This window comes from Achromobacter sp. EB05, assembly GCF_044232075.1.
In the GTDB taxonomy this organism is placed as follows: Bacteria; Pseudomonadota; Gammaproteobacteria; order Burkholderiales; family Burkholderiaceae_B; genus Achromobacter; species Achromobacter dolens.
Genome location: NZ_CP155917.1, coordinates 2,494,885 through 2,508,515 on the forward strand (window position 1 = coordinate 2,494,885; position 13,631 = coordinate 2,508,515).

Below are 13,631 nucleotides of genomic sequence, written 5' to 3' on the forward strand. Positions count from 1 at the left end.
CGGTCAGGCCTTGCGGCGCAGGAAGCCGTCGGGCGCCGAGGTCACCAGCAGCCGATCCTCGACCGAGCGGTCGATCTCGAATTCCGGGTGGCTCTTGATCCATTCCCAGACGGCGGTCTTGGGGTTGTTGCCCTTGCCCCAATGGCGGCCCGGCCATTCGTAGTCGGCCGGCATGTCCTCGACGAAGGTGTCGAACACCACGCAGTAGCTGCCCACGCTGACCAGGTCGGCATAGGCGTTCAGCTCGGCCAGCACGTGGTCGTGCGTGTGGTTCGAATCCAGGCACACCATGATGTTCTTCTTGCCCTCGGCATGCGCACGGACCTGGGCGATGGTGGCCGGGTCGATGCTGGAGCCTTCGATCAGGTGGATGCGGCCGGCCAGCGGGTGGGCCTCGATGGCGCGACGGTTGTGATCGCGGATCTCGATGTCCACGCCGACCACCTCGCCGGCGCCCAGCAACTGCAGCATCGAGGCCGACAGCATCAGCGAGCCGCCGTGGGCGATGCCGGTCTCGATGATGAGGTCCGGCTTGACCGCCCAGATCAGTTCCTGCATGGCCATGGCGTCCATGGGCAGTTGGATCAGCGGCCGGCCAGCCCACGAGAAGTTGTTCATGTACTTGCGCTCCAGCGCCATCTGGCGCCAGGCGATCGACAGTTCGCGGAATTCCTGGTCGGTCGCGAACGAGCCGATGCGGGCGGCCTTTTCCTGGCGGTATTCGGGATGCGCGTCGGGCGTGGTTTCAAGGTAGGACATTCAGATTCCTTTGCGTTGGCGGTACTGCGCCAGAAAAAGCGGGAAATAATCGGAAAACGCGCGCGGCGCGAGGCCGAAGCGGGTGCGCATGCGTTGGGTGTCGATATCGGCGAAGGCCCAGGGCTGCGCGTCGGCCGCTTCGGTGACGCGGTAGCCCAGGGTGGCTTCCAGGCAGTCGGCGATGGCGCGGTTGTCCACGCCCTGGCCGTGGGCGACGTTGAAAATGCCGGTGGCGTCCGATTGCGCCAGGGCCAGGATCTGGGCCACGGCATCGTCGATGTACAGGTAGTCCTTGCGCGAGGACAGCGTGGTGTGCAGCGTGATCCGGCCGTCGCGCGCGCCTTCCTCGAGCAGTTGGTCGATGAAACTGTCGGGCGCGTCGCGCAGGCCCACGATATTGGACAGGCGCGCTACCCGGGCCCGCGGATGGCCGCCGTGCAGGCACAGGGACTCGCCCATCAGCTTTGAGAGGTTGTAGAGATCGCTGGCGTGGTTCGGATTGACCGTCAGCGCGGCCTGTTCGCGGGTGTCGCTGGCGCCGGCATATACGCGGGTGCTGGACAGGTAGGTCAGGCTGTCGAAGTGGCCGGCGGCGATCAGGCGCCGCAGCAGGCAGACGTGGGCTTCTACCGTGTCCAGCGGCCGGCCGCGGAAGTCCGAGGTCAGGCCGATGGCGTAGATCACGTGACCCAGGGGGCGGTCGAACAGGCCGGCATCATTTCGCGCCGGCGCCTCGCAGGCGACGCCGTCGGCGCGCAGGCGCGCCAGCAGGTGGCGGCCGATGAAGCCCGTTGCCCCCAGGACGGTGACCGGCGCGGTGTTCATGCGTCGTGGCCGCCGTCGATCGCCAGGCCGGGCACGGCCGTGACCAGCTTGGCGTGCCAGCCCTCGCGCGCGTAGGCCAGTTGCTGCGAGACCTCCGTCTTCAGGTTCCACGGCAGCACCACGATGTATTCGGGCTGGTCCTGGCGCAGCACGTCCTCGGCGACGATGGGAATGTGGCTGCCCGGCAGGTACTTGCCCTGCTTGGCCGGGTTCAGGTCCACCACGTAGGGCAGCAGGTCCGGCCGCACGCCGGCGAAGTTCAGCAGCGTGTTGCCCTTGGCGGCGGCGCCATAGGCGGCCACCCGCTTGCCGTTGCGGCGCAGCTCCACCAGGAGCGCCAGCAGGTCGTTCTTGATGCGCTCGGCCTGCTGCTGGAAGCGCTCGTAGAAGGCCGCGCCGGTCATGCCGGCCTGTTGCTCCTCGTCCAGCGTACGCGCCACCTCCGCCGTCACCTCATGCTTGCCGGTGTCGAGCCGCTGGGCATACACGCGCAGGCTGCCGCCGTGGGTGGGCAGGTGCTCGACGTCGAACACCGCCAGGCCGTTGGCGCGGAAGATGCGCGCGACCGCGGTCAGCGACAGGTAGGAATAGTGTTCGTGATAGGCCGTGTCGAACTGGTTCTCGCGCACCATGCGCAGCAGGTGCGGGAATTCGAAGGTGGCCACGCCCTGGGGCTTGAGCAGCGCGGCGAAGCCCGAGACGAAATCGTTGATGTCCGGCACGTGCGCCAGCACGTTGTTGGCGGCGATCAGGTCGGCCGCGCGGCCAGTGCTGGCCAGCTCGTCGCCCAGTTCGACGCCAAAGAAGCGCTGCACGATGTCGATACCGCGTTCGCGCGCGGCCTGCGCCGTGCTGGCGGTGGGTTCGACGCCGTAGCAGGGGATGCCGGCGGCCTGGACGTACTGCAGCAGGTAGCCGTCGTTGGCGGCGATCTCGCACACCATGCTTTGCGGGCCCAGGCCGAAACGGCCCGTCATGGCGTCGACGTAGCGGCGCGAATGCGCCAGCCACGACGACGAGAACGAGCTGAAGTAGGCGTAGTCGTCGGTGAACAGGGCTTCGCGGCCGGCGTGGTCCTCGGTCTGGACCAGCCAGCACGATTCGCACACCAGCAGGCGCAGCGGAAACCAGGTTTCCGGGCCGCGCAGCGCATCGGCGCTCAGGTAGGCATTGGACGGCGGCGCGTGGCCCAGGTCGAGAAAAGGCAGGCTCAATTCGGCCTGGCAATGGCGGCACTTCACAGTGCTACTCCCGGGAAAGCGGCATCCAGGCGCGGATGGTTCTGATCGCGCTCGGACACCAGGGTAGGGGGCAGGGGCCAGGCAATGCCCAGGCGGGCATCCTGGAAATGCAGGCCGGCCTCGGCCTGCGGGGCGTAGGCCGCGGAATGGCAATACAGCATCTCGACGTCGTCGCCGAGCGTCTGGAAGCCATGGGCGAAACCCTGCGGGATCAGCAGCGCGCAGCCGTTGTCGGCGGACAGGCGCTCGGCGTGCCATTGCAGGAAGGTGGGCGAGCCGCGGCGCAGGTCCACCGCCACGTCCCACACTTCGCCGCGGATGCAACTGACCAGCTTCATCTCGGCGTGCGGCGGCAACTGGTAGTGCATGCCGCGCACCGTGCCGGCCTGGGCGGTATGGGTATGGTTGACCTGCGCGATGGCGCCGTCCCAGCCGGCGGCCCGCAGGGCCTCGGCATCGAACAGGCGCGCCAGGAAGCCGCGCGTATCGCCGCGCGGGTGGCGCCGCACGCGCTTCAGGCCGGCCAGCGGCGTGTCATGGATTTCCAGGCTCATTGCGGCCCCGTGTAGCGGTCGATGTCGGCGTGGCAAAGCGCCAGCGCGTCCTCGCCCGCGTCGAAGCGGCGATACCAGTCCATGCTGCGCGCCACCGCCGTGGCCAGCGGCCAGCGCGGCGCCACGCCAAGCACGGCGCGGGCCTTGGAGGTATCCAGCGTCAGCAGGCCGGCTTCGTGCGGTCCTTGCGGATGCTCGGCATAGACCGTGCGGCCGCGGCCATAGGCGGCCTGCGCCAGGTCGATGACCGTGCGCACCGGCGCGGCCTCGGCGGCATCCGGTCCGAAGTTGTAGGCGTCGGCCAGCGCCGGATCCCGCCATAGCGTCTCCGCCAGGGTCAGGTAGCCGGCCAAGGGTTCCAGCACGTGTTGCCACGGCCGCACCGATTGGGGCCGGCGCACGTGCAGCTCGCCGCCATCGCGCCAGGCGCGCACGGCGTCGGGCAGCAGGCGGTCGACCGACCAGTCGCCGCCGCCGATCACGTTGCCGGCGCGCGCGCTGGCGACCGCCAGGCCCTGTTGTTTCAGGAAGGCGTCGCGGTACGAGGCGATGACCAGTTCGCTGGCCGCCTTGCTGGCGCTATAGGGATCGTGGCCGCCCAGCGTGTCGTGCTCGCGGTACGGGTAGGGCCATTCGTTGTTGCGGTAGACCTTGTCGGTGGTGACCATGACGGCCACCCTGGCGTCCGGCGCCGAGCGCAGCGCGTCCAGCAGGTGCGCGGTGCCCATCACGTTGGTGGCGAACGTGTCCACCGGTTCGGCGTAGCTGGGCCGCACCAGCGCCTGGGCGGCCAGGTGCAGCACGATTTCGGGTCGCGCCTCCAGGGCCTGTTGTCGCAGGGCGGCGGCATCGCGGATGTCGCAGTGCCGGCCGTCGATCAGGCTGTCGATGCGCGCGGCCTGGTGGAGCGCCGGAGTCGTTTCGGCCGCAAGGGAGATGCCCGTGACGCGTGCGCCCAGCCGGTGCAGCCACAGCGCCAACCAGCCGCCTTTGAAACCTGTGTGACCGGTCAGCAAAACGCGCTTGTCGCGCCAGAAAGTGGGAGAGGGCAAGGGGGACCCGGTCATGAGTACTTAAGTGGGAATCAGGTGCGAGCGATGGTGTGGATGGGATTTCTAGGGACGTTCTCCGCGACACTGCCCATTCTAGTGACATGGGTGCGCGGCAATAGGGGGATCAGTCGAGAAATCGGCCCCTAGTTTTTCGTCCAAATGCGAGGTGCTTTCTGTAACATCAGTACCAAGGCAACCCAGCGCAAAACCATCCAATTTTCCGGATGATTGAGCGATCACATTCAATATTCGTTTTGAGCGTATCCGACATGAGCAAGAATCACCTGAAGACAGTGTTTTTCGGGCTGCAGGACCCCAATATGTTTTATGAAGGTATCCAGACGGCCCTGAATGGAATTGGGGCGGTGTCCGGGGCCTACGCCGGGGACAATCTCTTTACGTATCATCGTAATCTGGGCTTTCTGGAAGACGACGCTCTGATGACGGCATTTGGCAACCACGCCAGCACCTCGATCGAACAGGCGGTGCTGTGGCGGATTTCCGTCGTCCTGTGGGGTGTGCGCAATGGCCTGCGCCTGGAAGGCGATTTCGTCGAGTGTGCTTGTTACAAGGGCACGACGGCGCGGATCGTTTGCGATGCGGTCGATTTTTCGTCCCATCCCGATCGCCACTACTATCTTTACGATCTGTTCGATCACGATCCGTCCCAGCCGCATCACGCCATGCCCGAACACAGCAAGCAACTGTTCAGCTGGGTGACGCAGCGTTTTGCCGATCTGCCCAACGTCACCGTCAGCCAGGGCAAGGTTCCGGAAGTCCTGCACGATGTCGCGCCCGAGAAGATCGCCTTCATGCATCTGGACCTGAATAATGCCGACGCGGAAATCGGCGCGCTGGAAATACTGTTCGATCGCATGGTTCCCGGTGCGGTCCTGATCCTGGACGACTATGGTTGGTTGGCGTATCGCGCCCAGAAGGACGCCGAAGATCCCTGGTTTGCCAAGCGTGGGTATCGGGTATTGGAACTGCCCACCGGGCAGGGCCTGGTGATCAAATGAAAAGCGGGCGTTTCGAGTGACGCCGCGCCGCCCGCAAGGGCGCGCGCGGTGGTGGCAGGGACGTCGGGCCGTCCCTGCTTACCAGACTTTCCATGGCGCCTTGCCCGTGTTCCACAACGACTCGAGCAGGTTCTTCTCGCGCAGCGTGTCCATCGGCTGCCAGAAGCCCAGGTGTTCATAGGCGTGCAACTGGCCGTCGCGGCTCAGGGCTTCGAGCGGCGCCGCTTCCCAGCTGGTGTCGTCGCTCTCGATCAGCGACAGCACGCTGGGCGACAGCACGAAGAAGCCGCCATTGATCAGGCCGCCGTCGCCGCGCGGCTTCTCGGTGAAGCCGGTGACCCGGTCGCCTTCGCGCCGCAGCGCGCCATAGCGGCCGGGGGGCTGCACCGCGGTGACGGTCGCCTGGCCGCCATGGCGGCGGTGGAACGCGATGAGGGCGCTGATGTCGACATCCGCCACGCCGTCGCCGTAGGTGAAGCAGAACGCCTCTTCTTCCTTGACGTAGTCGGCCACGCGCTTGAGGCGGCCGCCGGTCATGGTGTTCTCGCCGGTGTCGACCAGCGTCACGCGCCAGGGTTCGGCCTTGCGCTGATGCACTTCCATGTGGTTGTCGGCCATGTCGAAGGTGACGTCGGACATGTGCAGGAAGTAGTTGGCGAAATACTCCTTGATCATGTAGCCCTTGTAGCCGCAGCAGATCACGAACTCGTTCACGCCGTGGGCGGAGTAGGTTTTCATGATGTGCCACAGGATCGGGCGGCCGCCGATCTCGATCATCGGCTTGGGACGCGTATGCGTTTCCTCGGAAATACGGGTGCCCAGGCCGCCGGCCAGAATGATTGCTTTCATGCTTGGTTCTCGCACCAATTCGTGAACATGCCGCGCAGGGCGGCTTCGAACTTGCGGGCGAAGGCCGGCTCGTCCATGAGGGGGCTGGCGTGCATCTGCTCGCGCAGCGTGCCGCGCAGGGTTTGCAACGCCGGGATGTCGCCGGCCAGCGCCACGACCTTGTCGATGTAGGCGGCCTCGTTGTCGGCGATCCATTCGGGGTGGCCGACACTCTGGAGCACCGAGGCGCCGATGCGGCCGACGCTGGGACGGTCGGCCAGCGTCACGTAGGGCACGCCCATGTAGAGGGTCTCGACCAGCGTGACGCCGGAATTGTGGGGGAAGCAGTCCAGCCCGATGTCCATGCCGCGCAGCACGTCCCAGGCCGGGCTGGTGCAGCCGATCTCCAGGCGCTGGCGCTCGATGCCGTGGGCCTCGAAGCGGCGGATCAACTGCTCGCACATCGGGCCGTCGCGGTAGCTGGTGCTGTTGACCACCAGGTGCGCCTGCGGCAGGCGGCGCAGGATCTCGGACCAGACCTTGACCGTGCGGTCGTTCATGCGGATCGCGCGGGTCAGCGTGCCCAGGGTCACGTAACCATTCTTCAGGGCCGGCAACGGGCCGGGATCGCCCATGCCGCCGCCAGGGCGGTAGATGAAATTGCCTTGCGGCAGCCGCCAGGGCTTTTCCGAGAACAGGTGCTCGTAGCCCTCGGGCAGCATGACGCCGTCCGTCATGATGTAGTCGATCGCCGACAGCCCGGTGGTGTAGCCGAAGCCCAGCCAGGTCAGCGATACCGGCGCCGGCTTGCGCGCGAACGCGCCCAGGCGGTTGCCGGCGGTATGGCCGGCGACGTCGATCAGGATGTCGATGCCGTCGGCGCGGATGCGTTCGGCCAGTTGCACGTCGGTCAGCGCCGCCGTGGGCACCCAGTGGTCGAAATAGGCCTTCAGGCGTGGCGTGGTGGCGTCCTCGGCCACCAGCTCCGCGTAGGCGGTCAGCTCGAAGCGCTCGCGGTCATGGTGGGCGAACACCGGCTCGATGAAGTAGTTGCCGGAATGCTGGCGGAAGTCGGGCGAGACATAACCGACCTTCAGCTTGCGCGCCGGATCCCGCTTGTTGGCGTGCGGCTTCCAGGTCGAACGCAGCGGCACGCACAGGTCGGTGTCGTAGTCGCGGTAGGCCTGGAACACCTCTTCGGCCGTGCGATCGTCCGAATAGTTCATGGCGAACAACAGGTTGTTGCGGGCCACGGGAGCAGTCGGATAGTGCGTGAGGGTCCGGCGGGTCATCAGCTCGGCCTGCGTTACCTCGCCCGAGTCGATGTAGATCTTGCTCAGGTTGATGAGCGCCTTGCGGTGGGTCGGATCGAGGGCCAGCGCGGTCTGGTTGCAGGCCTCGGCTTCCTTGTAGCGGCGCTCGGCGGCCAGCGCGTCGGCCAGGGCCGAATGGGTTTCGGCGCTGCGCGGATCCAGTTCGATCGCGCGGCGGGCCACGCCGATCGCCTCGGAGGTGCGCCCCAGCTGGGTCAGGACGGCGGCGAGCACGATGTGGCTCTGCGGGTCGGCCGGCGCCAGGTCCAGCATGCTCAGCGCCGGCAGCAGGGCCTGCGGGCTGCGGAAGGTGCTGAACAAGGCGACGGTCAGGACTTCCCAGGCATCCCAGAACCGCGGCGACAGCTTGGTCAGCTGGCGCGCCACGGGTTCCGCCTCGAGGTAGGCCTTCTGCACCATCAGTTCGTGCATGCGCTTGACGGGGGCCGCGATGCTGGCGGGCGGGTTCGACTGGTGTCCGCTGGCCTGCAGCACCCGGGAATTCAGGCTCTGGCAGGCCCGCGCGCTGGCGTACATGCCCGCCAGCGGCATATAGGTTTCCCCCGCGGCCTCGAGCGTGCGGCGCAGCAGATCGGCCCAGGCCTTGGGGCCGCCTTGGGTCAAGGCATAACGCTTGAGCAGCGCCAGGGTCTCCGCCACGTCCGCGGGCTCGGGGGCGGGGCCGAAGTCGGCTGCGGCGCTGGGCAGGCGGCCCGCCGCGAGGTTGGCCACGACCGCCGCCTGCTCGGGCGGCGGCAGGTAGTTGACGGCCTCGTGCCAGAGATTGAAGCGGGGCAGCGCGGGTTCGCCGTCCGCCACCGCTTCGGTCATGAACGGCAGCAGGTGGAAGGTGTCGCCGCCCTCGGTGTCATAGGGACCGCGGTCGAGGCAGTAGTGCGCCAGATCGTGCTCGAGCAGCGTCTGCAGGACGCGCTGCAGGATCCTGGTCCCGGCATCGTTGTCGATCTGGTTGCGGTACAGCAGGACCGCCAGCAGGGTGCTGTAGGGCAGCGAGCCGGGCCAGGCATGCGCCAACGTGTCCACCACCGTCACCACGTCGGCGTCGTGCGTGACCAGGGCGCGGCCCAGGTGATTCACATAGGTGGCGCCTTGTTCCTGGCCATTGGCGGCCAGCCGGATCGGGCCGGACGCGAAACGCAGGTCGCGCAGCCGCGCCAGGTCCGGACGCTGGACCTCGGCGGCCCGTTCGTCACGCAGCCAGAGGCCCTGGCGGAACGCGCGCCCGGTGGCGAAGTCGAGGTATTGCTGGCGCACCGTAACCGGCTGTCCCATGGCCAGCAGGCTGTGGTTGAGCGACACTCCCTGGCCGAACGACAGCGGCAATTCGCTCAGCGGCTGTGCATCACCCAGATAGGCGAGCCCCGCCTGGGCGGCCACGCCGGCCAGTTCGACGAAATAGCTGGGGTTGCAGGACAGCGGGTTGGCGCCGGCCGCCGTGTCGCTAAGCGCGCGGGCGAATTGCTCCGCCGCGGCCGCCAGGGTCGAGGCGTGCGGGTTGGACGCCGCCAGGCCGTCCTTGAACAGGGACAGCGCCGCCGTGGCGCTCTGGCGCAGTTCGGCGTCGTTCTGCGCGGCGTGGCCGTGCAGCATGATGGCGTCGCGCACCACTTCCAGCGACTTGGCGCCCGGATAGACGTGGCTGTCCAGGTAGAGGATGCCCTGCGGCGACAGCAGCTGTCCGCAGGCCTGCAGCAATACCTGCTGCGCCGGCGCCGGCAGGTAACTATAGAGGCCGGTGACGATCACGTAGTCGAACTGGCCCAGCTGGGTGCCGATGTCGGCGGCTTCTCCCACGTACAGCCGCAGGTTGGCCGCGCCCAGCCGCTGGGCGGCCGCCGTGCCCTGGGCCACCAGGGCCTCGGATGCGTCGATGCCGACCGCCTGGGCCTGCGGATGGGCCAGGGCGAAGGGCAGCAGGCCGGCGCCATCGCCGCAGCCGATCGCCAGCACGCGGGCATGTTCCAGGGGGACGCTGTCGACCCCGTACAGATGGGCGGTCGCGCGCAACCGGGCGGGGGAGTGGCTGGGAGCCAGGCGTCCGGGGTCGGCGGCGGCTTGTCGTTGGGTATGGGCCGGATAAGACATGTGGCGTGCGAAGGAGGGGCGAGCCTCGGGAGACTATTGCGCTCATTCTATGGACGCCGGCCCGCGCCCATTCAGCGAATCAGCATGCCAATTCCCCGCCAGTTTGGATGAAACCGATCGAAGCGAGCGGGAATGAAAAAACCCGCCGGGAGGCGGGTTCGAGGGGCCGGCCATGGCGCGAAGGGCCGTGGCCGGCTGGCCGGGGGGAAGCCGGAGCTTCCCCCGTCCGTACTGCTTTGCCGTGAATTAACGCAGGAGCGACAGCACGGTTTGCGGCACTTGGTTGGCTTGCGCCAGAACCGAGGTGCCAGCCTGTTGCAGGATCTGGGCCTTCGACATGTTCGACACTTCCGTGGCGTAGTCGGCGTCCTGGATACGCGAACGGGCGTTGGACAGGTTGTTGACCACGTTGTTCAGGTTGGCGATGGTCGATTCCAGGCGGTTCTGCACGGCACCCAGTTCACCGGTCAGCTTGTCCAGCTTGGTGAAGGCGGCGTCCAGCGTCTTCAGCGGATCGGTGGTCAGCGTGCCCTTGCTGGTCGTGTCCGTGGTCAGCTTGCCCGAGGCGCTGACGTAGGCGGTGGAACCAACCTTGGGAGCGTAGTCGCCCGTGCCCGTGCCGCTCTTGACCGTGGCCTTGCCCGTGTTGGGATCGACGGTGTAGACGGTGGTGTAGTTCTTGGTGGTCGTGAACGCGCCCTTGTCGTCGACGTACGTGTCGGACGAGGTGCCGTTGGCCAGCGTGACCGTGGCGCTGGTGATGCCTTGACCCAGCTGGATCGTCGAGTTGGCGGCAGCCTTGACGTTGGCCAGCAGCGCATCGGAAGCGATGGTGTTGGTGAACGTCAGTTGGTTGGCCGTACCCGTGTTGGAGTACGTCTTGCCATTGATGGAGACCGACGACGAACCGGCGGCGCCGGTGTTGTTCGACGCAGCGGTCATGACGGAGTCGAGCGTGGCGGCGGTGGCGCTGGCGCTGTTGGTCGTCAGGTTGCCGGCGGCGTCCAGGTAGGCGGCTTGACCGCCGATGGTGACCTTGCCCGTGGCGTCGACTTCGAACGAGGTCGAAGCGGAGCCGTTGCTGTGGGTGTAGGTGGCGGTCGTGGTGCCGGTGGCCGGGCGCAGCGAGTTGGCCAGCGAGGTGACGGTGGCGGCGTTCGAGGCCGACTTGTCGGTGAACGTGAAGTTCTTGTTGGCGGCGTCGTAGCTGTAGACGGTAGCGGCGGTGCCGGTACCGATGGTGACCTTGTTGCCGCCTTCCAGCTTGGCGAACACTTGGTCAGCGGTGGCGCTGGCGTGGTTCGTGGTCACGGTCCAGTCGTTGCCGGTGGCGGAACCGCCAGCGGCTTGCAGGTCGGACACGGTGGCGGTGCGGTTTTGCGTCACGCCGGTGCCGTTCACGTTGAAGCCGTCCAGACCCAGCGTCTTGACGCTGATTTCCGACAGGTTCAGGGTGATGGTTTCGCCGTCGTTGGCGCCGACTTGCAGCGTCAGGGGCTTGGCGTTGGCCGACAGAACCTTCACGCCGTTGAAGTCGGTCTGTTGCGAGATGCGGTCGATGTCCGACAGACGCTGGTTGATTTCGTCTTGCATCGAGTTCAGCTGCTCTTGCGAGTAGCTGCCGTTGCCGGCTTGCACCGACAGTTCGCGAACGCGCTGCAGGTGGGTGTTGATTTCGGAGGCGGCGCCTTCCGTCGTCTGGGCCAGCGAGATACCGTCGTTGGCGTTACGAGCGGCTTGGGTCAGACCCTTCACGTTGGCGGTGAAGCGGTTGGCAATGGCCATACCGGCGGCGTCGTCCTTGGCGCTGTTGATGCGCAGGCCCGACGACAGGCGTTCGATGGCGGTACCCAGGGAAGATTGCGACTTGTTCAGGTTGTTCTGAGCAACCAGCGACAAGTAGTTGGTGTTAATGACTGCAGCCATGTTTAGGCTCCCAAGAGAGAAAGGCTTCTTCAAACCGGGCAGCGGGGCCGCCCATCGTTGTAACGGGAAGAATTCGATTTCTTGCGTCTTCGAATTTCTCCGTTGCAAGGATTACGGCAGTCGCAAATCAATCTTTAGGGCTTTTTTTTGGTATTCGCAAAATGTTGTTGGATACCACTTACAGACTGGTCTTACGGTCTGGCCGGGCGACCGGACGGGTGAGGAAGCACCATATACAGACTTGTCCGACGGCCGGAGCACGGCCGCCGGACGGGCCTGTCAGTGCAGCAGCAGGCCGGCGCGGCGCAGGGCGGCCAGCAGGCTGTTGACGATTTCCTGGGCCACCGGATCCAGGTTGCGGGCGCCCTTGTAGGATTTGCCGTCCGGGTGCGGATGGCGTCCCGCGGTCAGCGCGTCGCGCGCCAGGGTGCGCAGTTCGGCGCTGCTGTGCTCGCCGTCGATGTGGCGCATCAGATATTGGTGCAGGGCGTCGGTGGGCGCCGTGACCGGGTGATGCCAGAGGTTGTGCATGCCGACCTGGGAATTCGGTTTTGTTACTTCTTGTAGTAATTGCAGGGCGCCGGGGATCAGGCGCGGCTTGGCCTGCGCGGGTTGGTAGGCGGCCGGTTCCAGGCGGTAGTGGAGGGCGCTGGCCTGCACCAGCGTCACCAGGTGGCCGATCATCGCGTTGGCCAGGGTGTCGGCCGCCGCGTCGGCCGCGTGTCCGCGCTGGGTTTCGAGCAGCGCGGCGAACGGCAGCGATCGCGGCCAGGCCTGGGCCAGCGTTTCCATCAACGCGATCATGCCCGGATCCTGGGTGGTGATGGCGGTCCCGGCGGCGGTGCGGAACTGGCGTTGCCCGGCCGGGGCGCCCGCCGCGCCGGGCAGCGGCGTTAGGTCGGCGGCGAAATGCATGGCGACAAAGGCGCCGCCCTCGGGTTGGTCGAGAATGTCGCCGGCGCGCTCGGCATGCACCAGCAGGCTCTTGCGGAACGAGCGGCCGATGGCGAAATCGAGGTATTGCTCGCGCATTTCCCGGCCGGCGTTGACCGACAGCCCGTTCAGGCCCAGCGCCACGGTGCCGCCGAACGTGGAGGGGAACGTCAATTGCGGTTCGGCATCTGTCACGTAGGCCAGGCCGGCTTGTTGCGCCGCGGCGGCGAATTCCAGGAAATAGCAGGGCGTGTTGATCGCCTCCAGGTATTCGTGCAGCAGATAGTGATCGGTCTGTCCGCGCAACTTGCGGGCGGCTTCCTGCAGCGCCGAGCGCAGCGGGTTGCTCTGCCACAGGCCGCCCTCGATCAATTCCAGCATGGCCTTGGCGCGAACCAGCTTGTCCTGCGGCGTTTCCGCGCCGAAGCTGTTCAGGATCATGGCGTCGCGGATCACGTCGGACGCCTTCCAGCCCGGATAGGTGTTGTAGCTGACGTAGGCGATGCCTTGCGGCGCCAGGTTTTCGCGGCAGATGCGCAGGATCGCGTCACGCACCTCCGGCGGCACCCAGCTGAACACGCCGTGGCAGATGATGTAGTCGAAAGTGCCGAAGTCGGCGGTGATGTCCGTCAGGCTCATGGCCCGCAGGTCGAGATTACGCGCGCCCGCCGCTTCCGCGATCAGCCGGCCCGCGTCAATCTGCTGCGGCGACAGGTCGATGCCGACGACGCGGGCCTCGGGGTAGGCCAGCGCGAATGGCAACAGGTTGCCGCCGGCGGCGCAGCCCAGTTCCAGCACCCGGGCCTGCTCCAGCGCCGGCGCCGGCAACTGGTACAGGTGCGCGACCGCGCGCAGGTTGCCGGGCGAGGTGTAGGAAAAGGGCAGGGAAATGTACGGGGTTTCGTCGTAGGCGTCGGAAATGGCCTGCGTCAGGACGTCGGGTGCGCTCATGGCGAAATTCCAGGGATCGCGGTGCGCGGCCGGCGGCGGATCGCCGCGCGCACCATTATTGGTGTCAGCGTGGAAGGCTAACAAGGGCGCCGGGGGCGTAATGGCATGAACAACGTCCGATTTT

The 13,631-nt window shown here is 66.7% G+C and carries 10 protein-coding genes; 1 reads left to right on the forward strand and 9 read right to left on the reverse strand.

All coding sequences use genetic code 11. The features are described from left to right. Window positions 1-3: 3 nt before the first annotated feature. The 5 genes from AAID08_RS11450 to rfbG are packed head-to-tail and all read right to left on the reverse strand — an operon-like array spanning window position 4 to window position 4,446. On the reverse strand, window positions 4-759 hold the full coding sequence (locus AAID08_RS11450) for a cephalosporin hydroxylase family protein (protein ID WP_116793279.1): 756 nt from the start codon (window positions 757-759) through the stop codon (window positions 4-6). Beyond that, window positions 760-1,584, reverse strand: coding sequence for an NAD(P)-dependent oxidoreductase (locus tag AAID08_RS11455; protein WP_116793278.1), 825 nt, complete (start codon window positions 1,582-1,584; stop codon window positions 760-762). It abuts the gene before it with no gap. Then, window positions 1,581-2,825: a class I SAM-dependent methyltransferase gene (locus AAID08_RS11460; protein ID WP_116793277.1), complete on the reverse strand. Its 1,245-nt coding sequence runs from the start codon at window positions 2,823-2,825 to the stop codon at window positions 1,581-1,583. Before AAID08_RS11460 ends, AAID08_RS11455 begins: the two co-directional genes overlap by 4 nt. After that, window positions 2,822-3,379 (reverse strand): dTDP-4-dehydrorhamnose 3,5-epimerase, encoded by a 558-nt coding sequence (rfbC, locus tag AAID08_RS11465; RefSeq protein WP_395757654.1) that lies wholly within the window; start codon window positions 3,377-3,379, stop codon window positions 2,822-2,824. Before rfbC ends, AAID08_RS11460 begins: the two co-directional genes overlap by 4 nt. Next, entirely contained in the window at window positions 3,376-4,446 is a 1,071-nt protein-coding gene (rfbG, locus tag AAID08_RS11470) for a CDP-glucose 4,6-dehydratase (RefSeq protein WP_116793275.1), read from the reverse strand. The genes rfbC and rfbG overlap by 4 nt, the downstream gene beginning before the upstream one ends. Before the next feature lie 254 nt (window positions 4,447-4,700). On the opposite strand from rfbG, the gene AAID08_RS11475 reads away from it, so the two are divergent. Continuing rightward, complete coding sequence (locus AAID08_RS11475) at window positions 4,701-5,450, forward strand: class I SAM-dependent methyltransferase (protein ID WP_054431985.1); 750 nt, start codon at window positions 4,701-4,703, stop codon at window positions 5,448-5,450. A 78-nt stretch (window positions 5,451-5,528) separates the two neighbouring features. Here AAID08_RS11475 and rfbF read toward each other — a convergent pair whose 3' ends face one another. The 4 genes from rfbF to AAID08_RS11495 all read right to left on the reverse strand — a co-directional run bounded on the left by rfbF (window position 5,529) and on the right by AAID08_RS11495 (window position 13,507). Further along, the gene (gene rfbF, locus AAID08_RS11480; RefSeq protein ID WP_116793274.1) at window positions 5,529-6,299 is read right to left on the reverse strand and encodes a glucose-1-phosphate cytidylyltransferase; all 771 of its coding nucleotides are present in this window, start codon (window positions 6,297-6,299) and stop codon (window positions 5,529-5,531) included. Beyond that, entirely contained in the window at window positions 6,296-9,697 is a 3,402-nt protein-coding gene (locus AAID08_RS11485) for a bifunctional class I SAM-dependent methyltransferase/glycosyltransferase (protein ID WP_116793273.1), read from the reverse strand. The genes rfbF and AAID08_RS11485 overlap by 4 nt, the downstream gene beginning before the upstream one ends. 246 nt (window positions 9,698-9,943) lie before the next feature. Next, window positions 9,944-11,623 carry a flagellin gene (locus AAID08_RS11490; RefSeq protein ID WP_116793272.1) on the reverse strand — a complete coding sequence of 560 codons (1,680 nt, stop codon included), beginning with the start codon at window positions 11,621-11,623 and terminating at the stop codon, window positions 9,944-9,946. Between the two features lie 279 nt (window positions 11,624-11,902). After that, a complete protein-coding gene (locus AAID08_RS11495) occupies window positions 11,903-13,507 on the reverse strand; it encodes a methyltransferase regulatory domain-containing protein (RefSeq protein WP_054460763.1) in 1,605 nt (534 codons plus the stop codon). Window positions 13,508-13,631: the final 124 nt, after the last annotated feature.

Excerpts from the sequence above, each read along its gene's own strand:
- AAID08_RS11450 (WP_116793279.1), bottom strand. The coding sequence starts at position 759 with ATGTCCTACCTTGAAACCACGCCCGACGCGCATCCCGAATACCGCCAG.
- AAID08_RS11455 (WP_116793278.1), bottom strand. The coding sequence starts at position 1,584 with ATGAACACCGCGCCGGTCACCGTCCTGGGGGCAACGGGCTTCATCGGC.
- rfbC (WP_395757654.1), bottom strand. The coding sequence starts at position 3,379 with ATGAGCCTGGAAATCCATGACACGCCGCTGGCCGGCCTGAAGCGCGTG.
- rfbG (WP_116793275.1), bottom strand. The coding sequence starts at position 4,446 with ATGACCGGGTCCCCCTTGCCCTCTCCCACTTTCTGGCGCGACAAGCGC.
- AAID08_RS11475 (WP_054431985.1), top strand. The coding sequence starts at position 4,701 with ATGAGCAAGAATCACCTGAAGACAGTGTTTTTCGGGCTGCAGGACCCC.
- rfbF (WP_116793274.1), bottom strand. The coding sequence starts at position 6,299 with ATGAAAGCAATCATTCTGGCCGGCGGCCTGGGCACCCGTATTTCCGAG.
- AAID08_RS11485 (WP_116793273.1), bottom strand. The coding sequence starts at position 9,697 with ATGTCTTATCCGGCCCATACCCAACGACAAGCCGCCGCCGACCCCGGA.
- AAID08_RS11490 (WP_116793272.1), bottom strand. The coding sequence starts at position 11,623 with ATGGCTGCAGTCATTAACACCAACTACTTGTCGCTGGTTGCTCAGAAC.
- AAID08_RS11495 (WP_054460763.1), bottom strand. The coding sequence starts at position 13,507 with ATGAGCGCACCCGACGTCCTGACGCAGGCCATTTCCGACGCCTACGAC.